The organism is Roseovarius sp. ZX-A-9, assembly GCF_028369135.1.
Lineage (GTDB): Bacteria > Pseudomonadota > Alphaproteobacteria > Rhodobacterales > Rhodobacteraceae > Roseovarius.
In genome coordinates this window covers 146,466-167,142 of sequence record NZ_JAPWHW010000009.1, presented here as the reverse complement: position 1 = coordinate 167,142, position 20,677 = coordinate 146,466, and the positions used below count along the sequence as shown (strand labels likewise).

Below are 20,677 nucleotides of genomic sequence, written 5' to 3'. Positions count from 1 at the left end.
CGACGGGGTGCGGCGCATTCCGCGTTTGGCAGAACGCTTTCCCGCACGGGGCGAAGCGGCGCTTCGCCCTATTTGAATCGATAGTTGATCCGGCCCTTGGTCAGATCATATGGGGTCATCTCGACCTGTACCTTGTCGCCAGCCAGAACACGGATGCGATTCTTGCGCATCTTGCCTGCCGTGTGCGCGATGATCTCATGGCCGTTTTCCAGCTCGACCCTGAATGTCGCGTTCGGCAGGAGTTCCTTGACGACACCGGGAAATTCGAGCGTATCTTCCTTGGCCATGTGGTCTCCTACATCCACTTATCCGCCAAAATGCGGATGCGGCACTAAATGGCCCCATTCGCCGGGATTTTCAAGCCTTTAAAGCGTTTTGTCAGCCAAGTCGTGTCAATATGGACGATGCGTCGCGCCCGGACTGGTCTTGCCAGTGGGTCCAGTTGAGGACGCCACCATCGGCGCGCACATGGGCGACCTTGCCCAGATCGACCTCGGCATAGGTCCAGCCGGGTTGATTCAGCACTCCTTCAGCCAGAACGCCCGTGGCAGGAAACCCGATATCAGGCGGGCCGAAGACACCGCCCATGCCGGTGCCCTCATCTGTCGCGGGCGACCATGGTGCATCCCCCACAAGCGAGGACATCACGCTGACACATTGCTGTTCAAGCGCGCGGGCCATTGAACCGATGCGCACACGCCAGTAGCCGGCCAATGCCTCGGTGCATGATGGCACCAGAATCATTTCGGCCTCGGACACCGCGCGGCCCAGCAGTGGAAATTCGCTGTCATAGCAAATGAGCACCGCGAGTTTGCCTAAGCTCGTGTCAAATACCTGCAACGGGCCACCCGGTGCGATGTCCCAAGGGTCACGCTCGAATCGGGTCATGATCTGCTTGTCCTGCACCCCGCGCCCACCGGTGGGCGAAAAGAGCCGCGCCCGGTTCGCGGGCCGCTCGCCCACGGCCTCGTCAAAGACCGGTGCCGAGGCGGCGACGATATGCACCTTGTACCTGGCGGCCAGGTCGGCATGCAGATCGTCGGCATCCGCAATCCGGGCCGAGACCGCGTGCAGGCAGCCTTCGAGATCGCCCGCCACTTCGGGGCCAGCGAGCATCGACAGTTCCATCGCGCCATATTCGGGAAAGACCAGCAATTCGGCCCCCTGCCCGGCGGCACGGCTCACCCAATCCGTGAGCTTTTCAGAATATTCCGACCAGCTTTTCAGCGGGTCCAGCGGATAGGCGGCGGTTGCGATTTTCATGGGTCCACACTAGCCAAGCACCGGGCGCTGTCCAGTCCTCAAAAGCATGTCTGCCTTCTCCAGATTCGCCCGCCAGTCTACTGGGATCATGGCGCGGATGCCCCAGCACCGTGCGAATCAGTAGATTTCAGTAGGTCGGCGGGATGATCGCCCGAATGACAATGCCCACCTCTTGGTCGCGATGATTGTTAGGTTTCGTCCCGCTCTCTGATCCGGCAGGGAAAATGCACCGCAGCAGATCTTCTTCGACGGGCCTGAGAGCTTCACGCCTGATGGCCATTACTATCGGGCAAAATGCCCGAAATGCTTGATCTCTTTTGCGACCGTGGTTCTGGTCCGGCCAACCGAGCGCGGTGACTACAAACAAGCGCAGAAACAATAAGGACCGGCGCAGCGCGTCGGTCCTGAAATTGACGGGTGTTCGCGAGCCATTAACCATGGGCCGCGCGCATGTTTTTCAGCCAGCATCCCCATCTGTGAACTGCAGCTTTGCCAGGCGCGCATAGAGCCCACCCTCGGCCACCAGGCTGTCATGAGTCCCGGTCGCGGCGATGCGGCCATCCTCTATCACGATGATCCTGTCCGCCTTCTTGACCGTGGCCAGACGGTGCGCAACGATGATCGTGGTGCGCCCGCGGGCCAGAGCTTCGACAGCATGCTGGACCGCGCGTTCGCTCTCGGCGTCCAGCGCCGAGGTGGCCTCATCAAGAAGCAGCACCGGCGCATCCCGCAGGATCGCACGGGCGATGGCGATACGCTGTTTCTGCCCCCCCGACAGCATCACGCCGCGCTCGCCCACCTGGCTGTCATAGCCATCGGGCAGAGCCGTGATGAATTCATGCGCAGCGGCGGCCTGCGCGGCCGCTTCGACCTCTGCATCGGTTGCGTCAAGACGCCCGAACCGGATGTTTTCGCGCGCCGAGGTGGCAAAGATCACCGGGTCCTGCGGCACCAGCGCCATGTGACGCCGAAAGTCCTCGCGCCGCATGTCCCGTAAATCGATACCGTCGAGGGTGACACGCCCTGACTCGGGGTCGTAAAACCGCTGGATCAACTGGATCACCGTGGTCTTGCCCGCCCCAGACGGGCCGACCAGTGCCACGGTTTCGCCCGGTGCGATATCCAGCGTCAGCCCATCCAGCGCCGCCACATCGGGGCGCGATGGATAGTGGAAGCTCACATCCTCGAAACCGATCGCGCCGGTGACGGTGGCGGGCAAGGCCACCGGGGCCACCGGGTCGGCGACCGGATCCTGCGTGTTCAGCAGATCGACCAGCCGCTCGGTCGCGCCTGCGGCACGTTGCAACTCTCCCCAGATTTCCGAGAGGGCGGCAACGGCGCCCGCAACCATGACGGAATAGATCACGAACTGGACCAGCGTGCCTGCCGTCAACTCGCCCGCGCGCACCGCATGGGCCCCGAACCACAGCACGCAGACGACACCGGCAAAGACAAGGAAAATCACGATCACCGTCATGATGGCACGGGTACGCACCCGTTCGCGTGCCGCTTCATAGCTATGCTCGGTCACGTCGGCAAAGTTGAGGCGCGTGGCGTCTTCGTGGGTAAAGGCCTGCACCGTCTGCACGCTCAGAAGCGCCTCGGAGGCGGTGCCGGAACTTTGGGCGATCCAGTCCTGGTTCTGGCGGCTCAGCTTGCGCAGGCGGCGGCCCAACGTCAGGATCGGCACCACCACCAGTGGCACGATCAACAGCACCATGCCCGCCAGCTTGGCAGAGGTGATGAGCATCAGGATCAGCCCGCCTAGAAAGATCAGCAGGTTGCGCAGCGCGATAGAAATGGATGATCCGATCACGCTGAGGATCAACGTGGTATCGGTGGTGATCCGGCTCAGGACTTCACCCGTCATGATGCGCTCGAAGAACGCAGGGCTCAGGCCAATGACCCGGTCGAACACCGCCTTGCGGACATCCGCAACGACCCGCTCGCCCAGCTTGGAAATCAGTGCGTATCGCAGCCCCGTCCCCACCGCCAGAAGCGCCGCAATGCCCAGCGCCGCCAAGAAATACTGGTCAAGGATCGCACCGTTTTCCGCATTGAAATTGTCGATCACCCGCCGCACCGCAAGCGGCAGAACCAGCGAAACACCGGCGGTCAGCACAAGGGCCAGACCGGCAGCTACTGCCAGCAGCCTGTAGGGTGCGATGAAAGGCGCGAGCGAACGCAGTGCGCCGACGCGCTTCGATTTTTCGCGATCCTGCAGATCCGCGCCGTTTTCGGCCCTGCGTACCATGCGATATCCTTTGTATTTTTCGTCGGTCATGGCGGCCTGCGGACATGCGGTCAATAGGCCGTCATGCCGCAGGGACGCTGCACAAGTCAGCGATTATTCCGCCTGGTTACGCTCGGCTTCGATCTGGCGCCATTTGGCGACATTGGCATTATGCTGGTCCAGCGTTTCGGCAAAAGCGTGCCCGCCGGTTCCGTCAGCCACGAAAAACACATAGTCGGTTTCGGCCGGGCTGACAGCGGCCTGGATGCTGGCGCGACCGGGGTTGGCAATGGGCGTCGCCGGCAAGCCGTCGATGACATAGGTGTTCCACGGGGTTTCGCGGCGCAGCTCGCTCTGGCGCAGCCCGCGCCCCAGCGGGCCCTTCCCTTCAGTAATGCCGTAAATCACGGTCGGGTCGGTCTGCAGGCGCATGCCACGGTTCAGCCGGTTGATGAAGACCGAGGCAACTTGGCCACGCTCCTCGGCCACGCCGGTTTCCTTTTCGATGATCGACGCCAGGATCAGCATCTCTTCGGGACTGGCCAGCGGCAGGTCCGGATCGCGGTTTTCCCACGCTGCGGCAACCAGAGCCTCTTGCGCCTCTTGCATGCGGGCAATGACCGACGCACGGGTATCGTCTTCGCGCACCTCGTAGCTGTCAGGCGCCAGGCTGCCTTCTGGCGGGATCACCTCCACTTCGCCAGTCAGGACATCGACGGATTTCAACGCATCGACAATCTGCCAACTGGTTGCGCCTTCGGCGACGGCAACGCGGTAGCGCGTATCGGATTCATCGCGCACTTCCGTGAATTCGGCCGGTGCGGTCTCTTCCTTGGGATCAAACGCGGCTTTTTCCACGTAGCGGCCGGTGGCTGGATCCAGTTCGCGAACCTCGACCTCGGAGCGGGTGACGCCGATGCGATAGACGACCTCGGTGCCGCAGGTGCTGGCGCCGCCCTTGGTGATGATCTCGGTGATCTCGGACATGCTGGCGTGCTTGGGAATAAGCCAGCTACCCGCTTTCAGCGCTTCGCTCTTGTCGGTATATTCGGCGCCGATGCGGAAAATCGCGGCGTTGGTCACGGCCTTTTCCGCCGCCAGCTTGGTCGACACGCGCCGCATGGAGCTGCCGCGTTCGACCCGCAGGCAAATCTGCTCTTCCAGCGGGCCTTCAGCATTATAGCTGGTCTGCCCCCAGAGGATCACGCCCCCCAGAAGGAAGGCCAAAACCACCAGGAATGTCAGTGCATTCGAGGCAATATGACGCCACATTATCGCAGTTTCCCGATACACAGGCTCGCATTGGTGCCGCCAAACCCAAAGCTGTTGGACATGACAATATCGACTTTGCGCGGACGCTTGGCGTTGGGGGCCAGATCAATCGGCGTTTCGACCGCGGGATTGTCCAGATTGATCGTCGGCGGCGCGACCTGATCGCGAATCGCGAGAATGGAAAAGATGCCTTCGATCGCCCCCGCAGCGCCCAGAAGGTGCCCGGTTGCGGATTTGGTCGAACTCATCGTCGCCTTGCCCGCCGCGTCACCGAGCAGCCGCTCGACCGCCTTCAGCTCGATCGTGTCGGCCATGGTCGAGGTGCCGTGCGCATTGATGTAATCCACGTCTGCCGCATCGACGCCCGCATGTTTCAGCGCGCTCTGCATGGCGCGGTAGCCACCATCGCCATCCTCGGAGGGCGCAGTGATGTGATAGGCATCGCCCGACAGGCCGTACCCCAGCACTTCGGCATAGATTTTCGCGCCGCGCGCCTGGGCGTGTTCCAGCTCTTCCAGAACGACAATGCCCGCGCCCTCGCCCATCACGAAGCCGTCGCGATCCGCATCATAGGGACGGCTAGCGGATTTGGGATCGTCCGCGCGTTTGGTGCTCAGGGCCTTGCAGGCGTTGAACCCGGCGATGCCGATCTCGCAGATCGCCGCTTCTGCCCCGCCTGCGACCATCACGTCGGCGTCCCCGAACATGATCAGCCGCGCAGCATCGCCAATCGCATGCGCGCCGGTCGAGCAGGCCGTCACAACCGCGTGGTTCGGCCCCTTGAAGCCGTAGCGGATGCCGACCTGTCCCGAGATGAGATTGATCAGCGCGCCGGGGATGAAAAACGGCGATACCCGCCGCACGCCCTTGTCACGGATCACCAATGTCGTCTGTTCGATGGACTGCAACCCGCCGATACCCGACCCGATCATCACACCGGTGCGCAGGCGGCTTTCCTCGTCCTCGGGCATCCAGTTCGCGTCCTCGACCGCCTGTTGGGCTGCCGCAACACCGTAAAGGATGAAATCATCGACCTTGCGGCGCTCTTTCGGCTCCATGAAGTGGTCAGGATTGAACGTGCCGTCCGAGCCGTCGCCATAAGGCACTTCGCAGGCATATTTCGTAAGCACATTAGACGCATCGAACCGTGTGATCGGCCCTGCCCCGGACTCACCGGCCAACAGGCGGCTCCAAGTCTCTTCGACGCCGGAAGCCAGCGGTGTGACCAATCCCAGGCCAGTAATAACGACACGGCGCATATAGCGGCCCCCTCAATCTGCTTCTTGGGCAGTGCATACCCCGGCTTGCACCCGAGGGGCAAGAAAAAGCCGGAAGGGGAAAGCCGCAAATTGCGCCTGCGCGCGGATGCCCGCCCGTTACTGGAAATCGGCCACCGGTTCGGGCGCTGCGGCTGCCATTGCAAGGACTTCGCCCAGATCCACGTCACGCGCCAGCAAGGCGCGACCGATCAGCGTGCCGGAGATGTTCTTGACATATTTCAGGCGGGCCACGTCATCGATCCCGCGCACGGTGCCGCGGGCGATCACCGGGTGGCGGGTCTGCGCGGCCAGACCGGAAATCACCCCGAGACTCGCATCCCGATCGGCGATATCGGCGTCGATGTCGGTGACGATGACCCCCGCAAGCGGCGCATCGTCAAAAGCTGTGACATAGGATTCGGGCGTAAAGCTGCTGCGCGAACGCCAACCGTCGGTCATGATGTAGCCTTCGAAGATATCGACGGCCAACACGATCTGGTCCGGATAGAGCTTGGCCAGACGGCGCAGCAGGTCGGGCTCTCGCGTGCCCATGGTGCCGATCACGATGCGCCCGGCCCCCTTGTCGATCCAGTTCGCCACCTGATCGTGGGTGCGGAACCCACCGCCAAACTGCACCGGGATCCCGGCGCTGCGGATGATCTCTTCGCACAATGCCGCATTGGTGTCTTCGCCCTTCAGACCGTTGATATCGGTGAGGTGCATCCACTCGGCGCCAGCCGCCGCAAAACTCTTGGCGCGCTCAACAGGGTCGACATGCCACAGCAGCGGCTCGTCGATGCGTCCACGTGTCAGCGACACGCATTTACCGTCCAGAATTTCGAGTGTGGGATAGATAATCATGGCAGGCTGCCCCCGATTGATCGCGCTAGCGCACCCCTGCACTGTGCCGGGGCCAGCTCGATATTGGCACCCTACACCCGTCGCGCGATATAACCAAATCGGCATCCGCCGCGTCATTCGCGCCTTTCAGCCGCTTTTTTCGCACCCCCAGAAACGGCAAAGGCCCCCGCCGACTGGCGAGGGCCTATGAAAAAGTCTCAGCCGGGCTGAACGCTCAGGAGGCTTCCTTGATGAACTTCACCGCATCGCCAAAGGTCTGGATCGTCTCGGCCGCGTCGTCGGGAATTTCGATCCCGAACTCTTCTTCGAACGCCATGACCAGCTCGACCGTGTCCAGGCTGTCTGCGCCCAGGTCGTCGATGAACGAGGCGTTTTCAGTCACCTTGTCTTCTTCTACGCCCAGATGCTCTACAACGATTTTCTTCACGCGGTCTGCGATGTCGCTCATGATATAATCCTCATCGTCTTTGGGCGCCATGGCCCGTTATCGCCCCCGCCCGAGACGGGAAGTGGCCTTGAGTGGTGCCCCTCCGGGGCGGCTGTTTGCGCCCTGGAGGGGCGGGTATTCTGGCCCGGACCCGGACCGCCAGAGCGGCTCTTGGCCCGGCCCCCGGCAAATCTGCGCCGCCTATAACACATGGCGAGGCTTTGGCAAATCCTTTCAAAGATCGGCTAGATACGCAAAGAATACAAGGGGCGATTGCACTTTGCAGGTGTCAAGACACGCTGCCAGACAACCCTTTGGGGGCGTCGGGATTCGCCCCCGACTCGGCAGAGATTTACCAATTCTTTCCGTGCCTTGGCGCCCCTTCAACGCAACGCCACCACGCCCGTTCTGGCCCGCGACGCGGCCGCAATCGCTCCGCCTGTGCTGCGGGTCAAAGCATCGCCATTCCGCCGTTCACATGCAGCGTGGTGCCGGTCACATAACCGGCCTCGGCGCTGGCAAGGTAAAGCACGGCGGCAGCAACCTCTTCGGGCGAACCCATGCGCGAGGCGGGAATTTGCGTGTTAATCTTTTCCTTCTGCTCATCCGTCAGCTTGTCGGTCATCGGCGTAGCGATGAAACCGGGGGCGACCGCATTTGCGGTGATTCCGCGGCTCGCCACCTCGTAGGCGATGGATTTTGTCATTCCGACCATGCCCGCCTTGGAGGCGGCATAGTTGGCCTGCCCCGGATTGCCGGTCGCGCCGACGATGGAACTGATGTTCACGATCCGGCCCCAACGCGCCTTCATCATTGGGCGCATCACCGCCCGGCAGAGCCGCATGGTGCTGGTCAGGTTCACATCGAGAACGGTTTGCCAGTCTTCGTCTGACATGCGCATAAATATCTGGTCACGGGTGATCCCGGCATTGTTCACCAGGATATCAAGGCCGCCCATCGCCTCTATTGCCTGTTTGGGCAGCGCGTTCACCGCCTCGGCATCGCTCAGATCGCAAGGCAGCACATGCGCGCGGCTGCCCAGCTCTGCGGCCAGCGCCTCCAGCGGGTCGACCCGTGTGCCGCTCAGCCCCACCGTAGCACCCGCACCGTGCAATGCGCGGGCAATCGCCCCGCCAATGCCACCGGATGCACCGGTGATCAGCGCTGTCTTTCCCGTCAAATCGAACATTTGCGTTCCTTCCTTGTCTCAGTGCCCCGGGTGCAGATTTTTCGTGAAAAATCTCTGCTTCCCGATTCAGCCGTTCAGCGCCTCAGCCGCGGCCCGTACATCGTCAGGCGCGCCGACATTGCGCACTGCAATCTCCCGCTCGATCCGGCGCACCATGCCCGACAGCGCCTTGCCAGCGCCGATTTCCCATGTTTCGGTCACACCTTCGCGCGCCATGAACATCACGCTTTCGCGCCAGCGCACCGCCCCTGTGACCTGGCTGACCAGCAGTTCCCGGATCTGTGCCGGATCGCTGACCGCCTCGGCCAGCACATTGGCCACCAGCGGTACCTGCGGTGTGTTCAGATCGACCTCGGCCAGTGCCTCTTGCATCACCTGCGCGGCGGGCGCCATCAATGCGCAGTGAAACGGCGCGCTGACCGGCAGCAGCATCGCGCGTTTCGCGCCGCGCTCCTTGGCCAGATGGATTGCCCGCTCGACCGCTTCGGCGTGGCCAGAAACCACGACCTGCCCCGGATCATTGTCGTTGGCAGCCTGACAGATCTGGCCCTCGGCGGCCGCCTCCGCGACCTCTCGCACCGCCGCCAGATCAAGCCCGAGCACCGCGGCCATGGCGCCGACGCCTACCGGCACGGCCTCCTGCATCGCCGCACCACGCGTCCGCAACAGCCGTGCGGCATCCGCGATGCTGAGTGCACCCGCAGCGGCCAGCGCCGAATATTCTCCCAGCGAATGCCCGGCCACGAATTGTGCGGCATCGAGCGTCACGCCTTCGGCCTCCAGCGCACGCAAGGCCGCCAGTGATGTGGCCATCAGCGCGGGCTGCGCGTTCCGCGTCAGGGTAAGATCGTTCTGATCACCCTCCCAGATCAGCGCCGACAGTTTTTCGCCGAGCGCCTCGTCCACCTCGGCAAAGACCGCCCGTGCCGCCGGATAAGCGTCGGCCAATGCCTTGCCCATACCGATGGTCTGTGCGCCCTGCCCCGGAAATATGAATGCGCGGCTCATGCTGCCTGTCTCCTTATAGCCTTTTCTTTCGGATACCGCGCCTGCCTGCCGGTGGCAACGGACAATGGCAAAGCGCCGCCCACCGATCCCGCCAGCCCGTGCATTTGCGAACACTTCCTCTGCAGAACCTGGCATTGCCCGTCGCACCACGTACGCTAGTGTAGGGTCAGGCAATCCGCCCGTCTTTTCACCGCATGGGATGCAACCTACATGGCCCTTTCCAATACACGCGACTCCTACGGTTCGGTCGCGAAATTCTTTCACTGGCTGACGGCCCTTCTGATCCTCGGCCTGTTTGCGCTGGGGCTGATCGCCAGCGATCTGGCCGATCAGGTCCGCGCGTCCGAAGGCGGCGCGTCGCAGAGCCTGATCGACTGGGCAACGCTGCTTTTTTCGATGCACAAGACCTTGGGTGTGAGCCTGTTTTTCGTCGCTCTGGCGCGTATCGTGTGGGCGTTGACGCAGCCCAAGCCGGGGCTTCTGAACGGCGATACCGTGCTCGAATCGCGCGCGGCTGAAACCGTGCACTGGCTGATTTACGGCTCGCTCGTCGCGGTGCCGCTGTCGGGCTGGGTAACGCACGCCGCGGATACCGGCTTTGCCCCGATCTGGTGGCCGCTCGCTCAGTCACTGCCCTTCGTGCCGAAATCGGCCTATGTCGCAGAGATCGCAGGCACGCTGCATTACATACTGCAATGGGTTCTGGCCGGCGCCATCGGCCTGCATGTGGCCGGCGCGCTGAAACACCACATCATCGACAAGGATGCGACCCTGCGCCGGATGTTGCCCGGGCATACATCCGCCACCCCGACAACCAAGCAGCCGGGGCACGTTCTGCCCGTCCTTGCGGCGCTGGTCATCTGGGGGGGCACGATTGCCGGGGCCGCCGGGCTCGGTTGGTTCACTCATGATGCCCCCGCAGCGCAGGGCCCGACATTGCAAGAGGTCGCAAGTGACTGGCAGGTACGCGATGGCACGCTTGAGATAGAAATTGTGCAGATGGGATCCACGATCAGCGGCAGCTTTGCCGAATGGACTGCCGATATCACCTATGACGGATCAGATGCACCGGGCCAGCGCGGCACCGTTACGGTGACGATCTCGGTCCCGTCGCTCAGTTTGGGCGGCATGACGGATCAGGCGAAGGGTGCGGATTATCTCGATGCAGCCAACCACGCCACTGCCACGTTTACCGCCGACCTGCTGCGCGAGGCCGAGGCGGGGCTGGTCGCCGATGGCACGTTGCGTATCAAGGACCAGTCCGTGCCGTTGCGCCTGCCCTTTGATCTGCAGATCGACGGGAACGAAGCAAAAGCGCGCGGGTCCGCCCGTGTTGACCGGCGTGACTTCAACATTGGTCAGAGCGTGTCAGACGAAGGCACGCTGGCATTTGGCGTAGAAATTCGGTTTGATCTGACCGCGACGCGCACTGAATGACGCCAGATGCATTTTGCAAAAAAGCGCCCGCGAAAGGATCGCGGGCGCTTTTCATCTTACAGGGGCGTTAGGGCTTATTCTGCCGCGCCCGCTTCGATCGAGATATGAACCTCAAGCTCGTCACTGACGGCGGGCGCCATCGCCCCCAGCCCGAAATCCGAACGTTTGATTTCTGTCTCGGCATCGAATCCTGCCCAGGCCTTGCCCGCCATGGGGTGCTGGCCGGATTTGTTCAGCTCGGCCTCAAGCTGTACGGATTTGGTGATGCCGTTTATCGTCAGGTCGCCGGTAATGATCGCCTCGTCGTCACCGGTGACTTCGATCCCCGTCGACTTGAAGGTGATCATGTCGCCCTCGGTCGCGCCAAAGAAATCACCGGACATCAGGTGCCCGAACCGCTTTTCCCAACCGGTAAACAGTGACATCACGGGGATGGAGACGGAAACTGAAGAGTTTGCCGGGTCTTCCTGATCAAACATGATTTCACCCTCGAAGCCCGAGAACATGTTGTAGGTGGTGGAAAAGCCCAGGTGCTCGTAGCTGAACACGACCTGGCTGTGGCTGGGATCGAGTACGAATTTCTCCGGAGCGGCGAGCGCCCCCGTGGCGGTCATGGCAAGTGCGGCTGCAAAAAGAGTCGACTTCATCTGTTGTTCTCCAAAATCTGAATTAGATGGAAACAACTTAGTCTGCGCAGCCGCGCAATCAAATGCTCAGAAATAAACATTTCGTGTGAGCCAGCGAACAGCGCACGCGCGGGAAACCGCCGAAACCGGGCGGCAGCCAGGCTGTCAGCACGCGTCGGGCTCGCAACACAGCATCTGCCGGAGCGCCAGCTTGGTGCCCGCATCTTTCACGAGAATCGCCAGCAGGCTGCGCCCCTGCGCATCGCGCGCAGTCAGCAGCCCGTCGCGCAGCACGATCTCGGACAAGCTGTCGATATGGTGCTCGTGGGTCATCCGCACCTTGCCGCGCCCGTCATGGTCGACGATGGTCAACAGGCGGCGGCGGGGGTCGATCTGGATTGTCGGGCCTTCGTCAGAGCGCAGAGAGGCAAACAGCATCCAGCCCCCCATGAACAGGGCGACCGACATCACGAGCCTGACCAGCTGCATGGCAGCATCTCCGGACGCGACCGGAACCAGCCAGATGCCAAAAGCCGCGAGAATTGCCGCGACACCGGTACCGCGATGGACCAGCATGCGCAGCGCGGACTCGACCTCGGCCTCGACATGATGCGAGGGCACCGGCATCTCGCGGCGGATCGGGCCTTCGGGCATACAGGTCTGCGGTAGCGTGATCATCTGGCACACCTCTCGTTCTGTGTTATTTTCGCTGGCGTCAGGTTGGCAGACGATGGCGGCTGAAATGGGGCGGAAGCCCGGCGATAGTCGGGCCGGAGAGAGGCCGGCAACACGCCAGTGCCAGACGTGACCGCGGGCCTTGCAGCGCGGGGCGATCCGCCCTATAGGGTCGTTTCCTTTCGCATGAATTCGTGAACCCGCGCAGTCTCTCGTGGATGGGCCGCGAAAGGATCACCGGCCCGTCCTTTGAAATGCGCCTTGATAGAAGTGGAATTCGCATGCCCCTTTACGAGCATGTCTTTATCTCGCGCCAAGACCTTTCGTCAGCGCAGGCCGAGGGCCTCATCGAACATTTCGGCACAGTGCTGTCCGACAACGGCGGCAAACTCGTCGAGCACGAGTACTGGGGCGTCAAGACGATGGCCTACAAGATCAACAAGAACCGCAAGGGCCACTATGCCTTTCTGCGCACCGATGCGCCCGCCGCAGCAGTGCAGGAAATGGAACGCCTGATGCGCCTGCATGACGACGTGATGCGCGTTTTGACCATCAAGGTTGACGCACACGCCGAGGGCCCTTCGGTCCAGATGCAGAAACGCGACGAGCGCGCCGAGCGCCGTGAGCGCCGCTGATCAACGCCTAGAGACAAGGAACTAAACCATGGCCGCAAAACCATTTTTCCGCCGCCGCAAGGTCTGCCCCTTCTCGGGCGACAACGCACCCGCGATCGACTACAAGGACACGCGCCTGCTGCAACGCTACATCTCCGAGCGTGGCAAGATCGTGCCTTCCCGCATCACCGCCGTCTCGGCCAAGAAGCAACGCGAACTGGCCCGTGCCATCAAACGCGCCCGCTTCCTCGCCCTGCTGCCCTACGCCGTGAAATAAGGAACAATTGATATGCAAGTGATCCTTCTCGAACGTGTGGCCAAACTGGGCCAGATGGGCGAAGTCGTGGACGTCAAGCCCGGCTTTGCACGCAACTATCTGCTGCCGCAGGGCAAGGCGCTGTCGGCTTCCGAGCAGAACATCGCCGACTTCGCATCGCGCAAGGCGCAGCTGGAAGCGGACAACCTGGAAACCCGCAAAGAAGCCGAAGCCATGGCCGAAAAGCTCAACGGTCAGACTTTCGTCGTGATTCGTCAGGCGGCCGACTCAGGCGCGCTTTACGGCTCCGTCTCGACCCGCGACGCAGCCGATGCATCGACCGAAGCCGGCTTCACGCTCGACCGCAAGCAGGTCGCGCTGGCCAGCCCGATCAAATATCTGGGCCTGCATGACGTGATCGTCACGCTGCACCCGGAAGTTACGGCCACCATCTCGCTGAACGTAGCCCGTTCGCCCGAAGAGGCCGAACTGCAGGCGTCCGGCAAATCGATCCAGGAACTGGCAGCCGAAGAAGAAGCGGCAGCCGATTACGAGATCGCCGAGCTGTTTGACGATATCGGCTCTGCCGCGTCCGACGACGACGCGCTTGCCGAGTCGGTCGAAGAAGTTCTGCCCGAAGACGGTGAAGGCGACGACGAAAACAACTGATCGTTTCGCCTACAAGATCAGAAAGCCGCGCGGTGATTGCCGCGCGGCTTTTTTCGTTCTACGGGCCTTTTCTGCGATGCTTCCACCACCAGCGCAGCAACCCGTGTGACAACCGGGCCTTTTCGACCCCCACAAGCAGGTCAGGCCGAATCCGCATCCACGAGGACTTGGTGTAGGCCATACGTTGCTCAAGATAGATGCTGCGATGGCCGATGACGACATAGGCCGCGATGGCCGCGCCGCCGACATAAACCAGCCCGATCGCACCGCCAAACAGCTCCATCCCCATCAGGACTGCCGCAATCGGCGTGTTCGAGGCTGCGGCAATGACCGAAACCAGCCCGACGGCGGCCCCCAATGCCGGGTCCAGCCCGAACAGGGGCGCAAAGGCATTGCCCGCCAATGCCCCGATCACGAATTGCGGCGTCGCGATCCCGCCGTAAAATCCTGATCCCAGAGTGATCGCCACCAGCAGCGTCTTCCACAGAAAGCCGAAATACGGCATCGCCTCGCCGGATACCGCCCGTTCGACCATCGGCAGGCTGAGGCCCAGATAATCGTCGGGGATGACCAGGATCAAAACCGCCAGGATCATTCCGCCCAACACCGGCATCAGCGGTGGCCAGACATTGAACCGGGTCCGAACTGCTGTGAAAAAGTGTGTCACGCGATGCACCGCCTCGACAAAGATCAGCGCCACCACCCCGGCAATGATCCCGATCATCACGGTCTTGAAGAACAACAGTTGCGAAAATCCGGGCAGCACCGCGATGTCATAGTAATTGAACGGCACACCCCACCAGTCGGTGACCTGGTAGGATGTGACACCGGCCACCACCGCCGGGAACAGGAAATCGTGGCGAATGCGCCCGATGGCCAGCACCTCGACCCCGTAGATGGCACCGGCAATCGGTGTGCCAAAGACACTGGCAAAACCGGCACTGACACCGCAGGCCACCAGCCGCTCGCGGAGTTCGGAATTGAGATGCAGCACCTTCCCGATCGCCGCCCCCAGCGACGCCCCGATATGTGAGCATGGCCCTTCCTTGCCCGCCGATCCGCCGCTTGCCAGCGTGATGACGGCGGCGATTGGCTTGATCAGGATGGTTCTGAACGGCATCCGCCCTTTCTGAACATGAACGGCGGCAAACAGTGAATCCTTGAGATCGCTGGCATGGTTCAGATAGCCGTAATGCAGCAGCAAACCGTTCAGCAGCCCACCCGCCGGCAGCAGCAACATCTGTAGTCCCAATGAGACATCAGCGGTGCGCTCGGACATGTAGAACAATGTGTGCAGGAACAGGCTGGTTCCGGTGCCCACGACCGCGCCCGCGATGGTCGCCAGCACAAGCCACTGCGCAACGGTGGCCAGCATGATGACGAGTTCAAGATAATCAAAGCGACGCATGGCACGAAACACAATCGATTGACGATACGTAATGCACCGCCATCTATTGCACGGAAATTCAGCGACTAGCCAGCCTCGAGCCGGGCTGAAAGCAGCGCGGCGTCAATCTTTAGGAGGGTACTTCAGCAGCGACCAGAATAAACGGTCAAATCGGGACGCTGGGCTACGCGGTATAGCGACCGGACGCGTGGAGTACATGCGCATCCGGCGGCAGGTCGATGGCCTTCAAGGTGTGTCCTGGCCTCGCACGGCACCCATCCGGGCCGCGGCGACGCCAGATCGAAAAATACGGTCGATGCCGCCGCGCAGGAGCTTCAGGCCATCCCAAGCGCTTCTTTGTACATTTCCAAAACCGCCTCTTCTTCGGCGATGTCGTCCTTGTCGCGCTTGCGCAGGGCCACGACCTTGCGCAGCACCTTGGTATCATAGCCGCGCCCCTTGGCTTCGGCCATCACCTCTTTTTGCTGCTCGGCGATGTCTTTTTTCTCGGCTTCCAGCCGCTCGTACCGTTCGATGAACTGGCGCAGTTCATCGGCGGTCACGCGGTAGGTGCTGTCGGAAACGCTGTCGTTCATTTTTTATGTCTCTCTGCCTCTTGTCTGGACCTCGTGATTAGCGCGCGCTTGCGGCCCCCGCAAGAGCCGAGCGGCTTGAGCATCGTCCAAAACTGGTCTAGGCGCAGGGCAGGATAACGCCCCGAAGGAGTGCGCAAGATGGACATTGTAATCTGGTCGGGCGCGGCTGTGTCCCTGGCGGGGCTTGCGGGCCTTGTCTGGTGCATCGTCCGGGTCTGGCGCGCCCGCAAGGCTGGGCTCGGCGATGCGGAAATGCGTGCAGTCCTGCAAGGGATCGTGCCGCTTAATTCTGCCGCGCTCTTTTTGTCTGTAATCGGCCTGATGATGGTGGTCATCGGAATCCTGCTGGGCTGACCCGCGCGCGTCAGCCGCGGCCAAAGAACCCCACGCCGTTCTTGACCATATCGAGCACACCCTCCTGCGGCTCCCATAGATGCGGGGCGGCGGGTGCGAGTGTTTTCATCACCCGCAGGGCGGAGAACAGGCCCTTGATATCCGCCTGGATCAGCAACCCACCCTTCTCGCGCGCGACGCCCATGCCTTTGACCAGCACGACATCGATATCGCTGGCGCGCAGGGCGACTCCGAGCGCGAGCAGGCGGGCGGCCTCGTTCACGATCGCCGCCGCCAAAGCAGCACCGGGATCGGCGGCTTTCAGCGCCGCCTCAGACGTTTTTGCCAAAGCGTCGATACGGGCCTGAATACCCGGGTCAGGTTGCGCCTTCCCCGCATCATAGATGTAGAACCCACGCCCGGCACGCCGGCCGGTATGGCCGTCCCGCGCCAGAAGCCGGATCGGGCTGCTCTCTGTCAGCGGCGGTGCGCCGCGCGCCGCCCCGAGATGATCAAGCCAGGCGGCCACAACCGCCAGCCCCTCGGTATCCATCTGACTGAACGGGCCCTGCGCATAGCCCAGCCGCCTTGCCGCCGCGTCGATCTCGTAGAGGTTGTGTCCCGCCTCGGCCAGCGCCAGCGCCGCCGACCAGAGCACCCAGTCCAGATTGCGCCCGATCATGCCTGGGAAGGTACCCGCGCGGATCACGGTCTTGCGCGCGCGGCCCAGCGCCTGGACCAGCGTCGCGACCTCGTCGGGCTGCGCGCCCTTGCCAGACGCGACCTCTGCCAACAAGGCGCTATGCGCCGGCGCATAGAGCCGTGCCCAGAGTTGCGGCCCCGTGGAGCCCGAGCGCACGTCGTCACCATCCCCGAGCCGCACGCGAGCCGGATTGCCGGACAGGGCTGGTCCCGCACCGCCCAGTTCGAACACCAGATCCGCTTCCGGCTCGGCCGTGCCCTCTTGCAGCAGATGAAGCCGCGCGAGACGCGCATCGCGCGCGGCACCGTCCATCCGGCCCCGCTGCACTGCACCGCCATAGATATCCGCCAGACGGGCGCGAATGGCAGACGCGTCGGTGGCGCGCGGCGGGCGCAAATGCACCGACCAACCCGCATCGAGCGCCATGATCGCCGTTTCGACAAAGGCCCCGCGCTGCCCCGTCAGGATCACGTCATGCACTGGTCGCGCCGCGTCGGACACGACCTGCGGCACAAAAGCGGCGCGCCGTTCCGCCACAAGCAGATGCCGCGCCGCGCGGGCGACAGGTGCCTGCCGTGTCGCTTCGAACAGCGCCCCCTCCAGTGCCATGCCCTGCTCGAACGGCAGCAACAGTGCCCCCTCGACGGCACGCACGATACCGGCCTCGGCACTGTCTTCATCCCGCGTTCGGGCCGAGATTTCGGCCGTGGCCTTCAGATAGGCCGCCGGATCACTCAGCCCTGCCCGCTTGTCGCAGGTCCGCGTCCAGCGGCCCGCATCCGCCAGCCCACCCGCCAGTTCGCACGCTTCGGTCACCACATCCTCGGTCACGATCCGGTCGAACACATGCCGAAACCCCGGATCGCGCACCGACACCGGGCGGCCCGACACCATCAGCGAAAGCGAGACCTGCGCGCCCGCCAGACGCGGCAGACGCTGCGTGGCACCACCCGTGGGCACGATGCCAAGTTTCACCTCGGGCAAGCCGACGCGCGCCTCCTCTTGAGCCACGCGGCCATGCGCGGCCAATGCCAGCGCGAAGCCCGCCCCCAACGCGACACCCTCGATGGCAGCGACGACCGGTTTCGCGCTCTGCTCGATCTGTTCGGCCAGCGTATCGACCCACGGCGCGGCAAGCGGTGCGCCATATTCCATCACGTTGATGCCCGCCGAAAACATCCCGTCACCGCCGGCCAAAACGATGGCGCGCACATCCGGGTCCACTTGTGCAGCAGAGAGCTCTTCGCTCAGGCGAGTTCGCACATCGGCGTCCAACGCGTTTGCGGCGCTGCCGGCAAGCGAAAGCACGCGCACCCCGGATTGCGCGGGCACCTTATCTTCTGGCGATTCATGATCCTGAATTGACACCTGCACCTCTTTGCTCCGGATGCGCCGGAGGCCGCATCCTATGACCGCAGCTTTCCACTGCTACCACATTTAGTACCAAAGCCCGGCGCTCTGGCAAGGGCGCGCTGGTATCGGCGCCGACAAGACGCCAGTGCGCAGCCTCCGGAACACGCGCGCAAACGCCACCTTGTCATCGCCCAGCCTGCACGGTTATCTTCGCGCAAACTACAGGAGAACGCCCAATCGTGTCCCCCGATGTCACCGCCTTTTTCGATCCTGCCACGAACACGATCTCTTACGTCGTGCGCGATCCTTCGGGCAGCGCCTGCGCGGTGATCGACCCGGTGCTGGATTTCGATTACGCCTCAGGGCGGACCGATACGGCCTCGGCCGACCGGATCATTGCGCATATCGAGGCCGAGGGGCTGGAGCTGCACTGGCTGCTGGAATCTCATGTGCATGCCGATCACCTTTCGGCGGCCCCCTATATTCAAGAGCGGGTCGGCGGCCAGATCGGGATCGGCGCGAATATCCGCGTGGTACAGGAAACATTCGGCAAGGTGTTCAACGAAGGCACCGAGTTTCAGCGTGACGGCTCGCAATTCGACCGGCTCTTTTCCGAAGGCGACAGCCTGCATATCGGACAGATGCGCGCGGATGTGCTGCATACGCCCGGCCATACGCCTGCGTGCCTGACTTACGTGATCGGTGATGCGGCGTTTGTCGGCGATACGCTGTTCATGCCCGATTTCGGCACGGCGCGCTGCGATTTTCCGGGCGGATCGTCGGCGCAGCTTTATGCCTCGATCCAGAAAATTCTCAGCCTTCCGGACGCCACCCGCATTTTCGTCGCACATGATTATAAGGCCCCCGGCCGCGACGTTTACGCGTGGGAGAGTACGGTGGGTGAGCAGAAGGCGCGCAACGTGCATGTCGGTGGCGGCGTGTCCGAGGCCGAGTTCACCGCGATGCGCGATGCCCGCGATGCCCAGCTTGCCATGCCCCGGCTGATCATCCCGTCGCTTCAGGTCAACATGCGCGCAGGCCAGATGCCGCCCGAAGACGAAAGCGGCAGCGTCTTTCTCAAGGTGCCGGTCAACAAGCTCTGACCTGAGGCCTTTCGCAAACACCTGAATGGCGGGCTCTTGTGAGCCGCGCTCAAAGCCTGATTGTTCCACGGCGTTGTGGGATCGGGCAGATGCGACGTCACCCCTTTTTCTGCGTGGCTTCGGCCATCATCAGATCCGGTGTCAGGGCTGCCGGATCCGCGCCACCTGTCTGGGTCTGGTCGCCTGGGTCGGTGGCATTCTTTGCCAATTTTTTGGTTCCCTGCGCGGCTCCTGCCTCTGGCTTATTGGCGGGCAGCGGAGACTTGGCCCCGCCGCGCTTTGCTGTCGCAACGGCATCGCGAACCAGCGCGCGAGGCGGTTGTTGCGCCGGGTCCATCACGGCAACCCCCGGCCCCTGCTGATCACACGACGCACCTGCGGCAACGCCGTCGGGCAAGGCAAGCCGGACGGCACGGGCCCCGTTCATCTGGCCAAGCCGGGCATGCGCCACCAGCTGTTTCTGCCCCACCTCAAGCCGCGCATCCAGCAACTGATCCCTGGAGAAAGGCAGCCTGTCCGCAACCTTCAGCGTGCAGAGTTTATCCAGCGGCATGGTGATACGCCCCAGCACGGCCCGAAGCGCCACCGGCGCATCCAGAACGGCGCGCGCCAATGTCGTGTCCGGCGGAACAGCACCGGCACCCGACGCGGCGGTTTGTGGCGGCGCGGGCGCGACGAATGGCAGGATCATCGTCAACGCGGCGGGACAAGCCTCTGCGCCGATTTCGAGCATCACGCGAAACACGGTGTAGTCCGGCGCGGACAGCGACAGCGCCAATGCGCGGGCGTCGTCGATCATGACACCGAATCGATAGCCGCCCACCCATTCCTCGCTCGACTCCGCCGTCATGCACGCATCGATCCGCTCCAGCGTGCCATCAATCAGCGGTGCCGCCATAGCTGCATCGGTCCGCGTGACACGGCGTGTGGCATCGCACTGGCCGCTGACGTGACCGGTGGTCTGCATCTCGACCAGCGCGGTCAGCAACCCGGGATCAAGCCGCATCGCACCGCCCTCACCCGCCGCCCCGTCCAGCAGGACAAGCAAGCCGCCCTCCCCCAATTCAGCCGCCAGATCGGCATGGGAAATGTCGTCCTGCTCGATCGCTGTCACGGTCAGCGGCAGATCAAATAGCTTGTCCGCTGCTCGGGCAAGCGACAGACGCAGCGCCTTGGCCGGGCTCATCGTCCGGGCGCTGTGTTCCTGCCGCCCTATCCGGGCCATGCGTCGCATCACCGATTTGATTGCTTTCTCTGCCATGCTCCCGTCGCTACCGCTCCCTCAGGTTACAAGACCTCTCACGGGCTTTCCCTGATCCGGAGAAAGCGAAAAGACCTGCCGCCCTGCAAACTCGTGGGCATTTTGCAGCGACCCTACCTCCGGGACGGTTACCAAATCGTTTCGGGAAAAGC

The 20,677-nt window shown here is 62.9% G+C and carries 21 protein-coding genes; 6 read left to right on the top strand and 15 right to left on the bottom strand.

Features of this window, described 5'->3' with window-relative positions; all coding sequences use genetic code 11:
• Positions 1 to 68 precede the first annotated feature (68 nt).
• From infA to fabD, 9 genes are all read right to left on the bottom strand, one after another.
• Positions 69 to 287: a translation initiation factor IF-1 gene (gene infA / locus O3306_RS11095; protein WP_005978431.1), complete on the bottom strand. Its 219-nt coding sequence runs from the start codon at positions 285 to 287 to the stop codon at positions 69 to 71.
• Between the two features lie 91 nt (positions 288 to 378).
• Positions 379 to 1,263, bottom strand: a complete 885-nt coding sequence (locus tag O3306_RS11090) for a carbon-nitrogen hydrolase family protein (protein ID WP_272007016.1) — start codon at positions 1,261 to 1,263, stop codon at positions 379 to 381.
• 457 nt (positions 1,264 to 1,720) lie between these two features.
• Complete coding sequence (locus O3306_RS11085) at positions 1,721 to 3,517, bottom strand: ABC transporter transmembrane domain-containing protein (RefSeq protein WP_272007076.1); 1,797 nt, start codon at positions 3,515 to 3,517, stop codon at positions 1,721 to 1,723.
• Positions 3,518 to 3,610: 93 nt separating this feature from the next.
• Positions 3,611 to 4,768: an endolytic transglycosylase MltG gene (gene mltG / locus O3306_RS11080; RefSeq protein ID WP_272007013.1), complete on the bottom strand. Its 1,158-nt coding sequence runs from the start codon at positions 4,766 to 4,768 to the stop codon at positions 3,611 to 3,613.
• Positions 4,768 to 6,027 (bottom strand): beta-ketoacyl-ACP synthase II, encoded by a 1,260-nt coding sequence (gene fabF / locus O3306_RS11075; protein ID WP_272007011.1) that lies wholly within the window; start codon positions 6,025 to 6,027, stop codon positions 4,768 to 4,770. Before fabF ends, mltG begins: the two co-directional genes overlap by 1 nt.
• 117 nt (positions 6,028 to 6,144) lie before the next feature.
• Positions 6,145 to 6,888, bottom strand: a complete 744-nt coding sequence (locus O3306_RS11070) for a 1-(5-phosphoribosyl)-5-[(5-phosphoribosylamino)methylideneamino] imidazole-4-carboxamide isomerase (RefSeq protein ID WP_272007008.1) — start codon at positions 6,886 to 6,888, stop codon at positions 6,145 to 6,147.
• Positions 6,889 to 7,102: 214 nt separating this feature from the next.
• Positions 7,103 to 7,336 carry an acyl carrier protein gene (locus O3306_RS11065; RefSeq protein WP_111735012.1) on the bottom strand — a complete coding sequence of 78 codons (234 nt, stop codon included), beginning with the start codon at positions 7,334 to 7,336 and terminating at the stop codon, positions 7,103 to 7,105.
• 430 nt (positions 7,337 to 7,766) lie between these two features.
• Positions 7,767 to 8,504, bottom strand: coding sequence for a 3-oxoacyl-[acyl-carrier-protein] reductase (fabG, locus tag O3306_RS11060; protein ID WP_272007004.1), 738 nt, complete (start codon positions 8,502 to 8,504; stop codon positions 7,767 to 7,769).
• A 66-nt stretch (positions 8,505 to 8,570) separates the two neighbouring features.
• Entirely contained in the window at positions 8,571 to 9,512 is a 942-nt protein-coding gene (gene fabD / locus O3306_RS11055) for an ACP S-malonyltransferase (protein ID WP_272007001.1), read from the bottom strand.
• 210 nt (positions 9,513 to 9,722) lie between these two features.
• Between fabD and O3306_RS11050 the strand changes: the two genes are divergently transcribed.
• Complete coding sequence (locus O3306_RS11050; RefSeq protein ID WP_272006998.1) at positions 9,723 to 10,949, top strand: cytochrome b/b6 domain-containing protein; 1,227 nt, start codon at positions 9,723 to 9,725, stop codon at positions 10,947 to 10,949.
• A 74-nt stretch (positions 10,950 to 11,023) separates the two neighbouring features.
• On the opposite strand, the gene O3306_RS11045 is transcribed toward O3306_RS11050, so the two are convergent.
• Together O3306_RS11045 and O3306_RS11040 are read right to left on the bottom strand one after the other, a co-directional pair.
• Positions 11,024 to 11,596: a YceI family protein gene (locus tag O3306_RS11045; protein ID WP_272006996.1), complete on the bottom strand. Its 573-nt coding sequence runs from the start codon at positions 11,594 to 11,596 to the stop codon at positions 11,024 to 11,026.
• 144 nt (positions 11,597 to 11,740) lie between these two features.
• A complete protein-coding gene (locus tag O3306_RS11040) occupies positions 11,741 to 12,253 on the bottom strand; it encodes a hypothetical protein (protein WP_272006994.1) in 513 nt (170 codons plus the stop codon).
• Between the two features lie 278 nt (positions 12,254 to 12,531).
• Between O3306_RS11040 and rpsF the strand changes: the two genes are divergently transcribed.
• Genes rpsF through rplI form a run of 3 tightly spaced genes read left to right on the top strand, consistent with a single transcriptional unit; the run spans position 12,532 to position 13,789 of the window.
• Positions 12,532 to 12,885 (top strand): 30S ribosomal protein S6, encoded by a 354-nt coding sequence (gene rpsF / locus O3306_RS11035; RefSeq protein WP_272006992.1) that lies wholly within the window; start codon positions 12,532 to 12,534, stop codon positions 12,883 to 12,885.
• 28 nt (positions 12,886 to 12,913) lie between these two features.
• Positions 12,914 to 13,141: a 30S ribosomal protein S18 gene (rpsR, locus tag O3306_RS11030; protein ID WP_005852865.1), complete on the top strand. Its 228-nt coding sequence runs from the start codon at positions 12,914 to 12,916 to the stop codon at positions 13,139 to 13,141.
• Positions 13,142 to 13,153: 12 nt separating this feature from the next.
• The gene (gene rplI, locus O3306_RS11025) at positions 13,154 to 13,789 is read left to right on the top strand and encodes a 50S ribosomal protein L9 (protein WP_272006962.1); all 636 of its coding nucleotides are present in this window, start codon (positions 13,154 to 13,156) and stop codon (positions 13,787 to 13,789) included.
• Positions 13,790 to 13,847: 58 nt separating this feature from the next.
• On the opposite strand, the gene O3306_RS11020 is transcribed toward rplI, so the two are convergent.
• Entirely contained in the window at positions 13,848 to 15,164 is a 1,317-nt protein-coding gene (locus O3306_RS11020) for a chloride channel protein (protein ID WP_272006959.1), read from the bottom strand.
• Between the two features lie 347 nt (positions 15,165 to 15,511).
• Positions 15,512 to 15,772 carry a DUF2312 domain-containing protein gene (locus O3306_RS11015; RefSeq protein WP_272006956.1) on the bottom strand — a complete coding sequence of 87 codons (261 nt, stop codon included), beginning with the start codon at positions 15,770 to 15,772 and terminating at the stop codon, positions 15,512 to 15,514.
• Between the two features lie 138 nt (positions 15,773 to 15,910).
• On the opposite strand from O3306_RS11015, the gene O3306_RS11010 reads away from it, so the two are divergent.
• Positions 15,911 to 16,126, top strand: a complete 216-nt coding sequence (locus tag O3306_RS11010) for a hypothetical protein (protein ID WP_272006954.1) — start codon at positions 15,911 to 15,913, stop codon at positions 16,124 to 16,126.
• Positions 16,127 to 16,136: 10 nt separating this feature from the next.
• On the opposite strand, the gene O3306_RS11005 is transcribed toward O3306_RS11010, so the two are convergent.
• Positions 16,137 to 18,140, bottom strand: coding sequence for an enoyl-CoA hydratase-related protein (locus O3306_RS11005; protein ID WP_272006951.1), 2,004 nt, complete (start codon positions 18,138 to 18,140; stop codon positions 16,137 to 16,139).
• Between the two features lie 260 nt (positions 18,141 to 18,400).
• On the opposite strand from O3306_RS11005, the gene O3306_RS11000 reads away from it, so the two are divergent.
• Complete coding sequence (locus O3306_RS11000) at positions 18,401 to 19,264, top strand: MBL fold metallo-hydrolase (RefSeq protein ID WP_272006949.1); 864 nt, start codon at positions 18,401 to 18,403, stop codon at positions 19,262 to 19,264.
• Between the two features lie 97 nt (positions 19,265 to 19,361).
• Here the strand turns inward: O3306_RS11000 and O3306_RS10995 are convergent, their stop codons facing one another.
• On the bottom strand, positions 19,362 to 20,525 hold the full coding sequence (locus tag O3306_RS10995; RefSeq protein ID WP_272006946.1) for a FliM/FliN family flagellar motor C-terminal domain-containing protein: 1,164 nt from the start codon (positions 20,523 to 20,525) through the stop codon (positions 19,362 to 19,364).
• Positions 20,526 to 20,677: the final 152 nt, after the last annotated feature.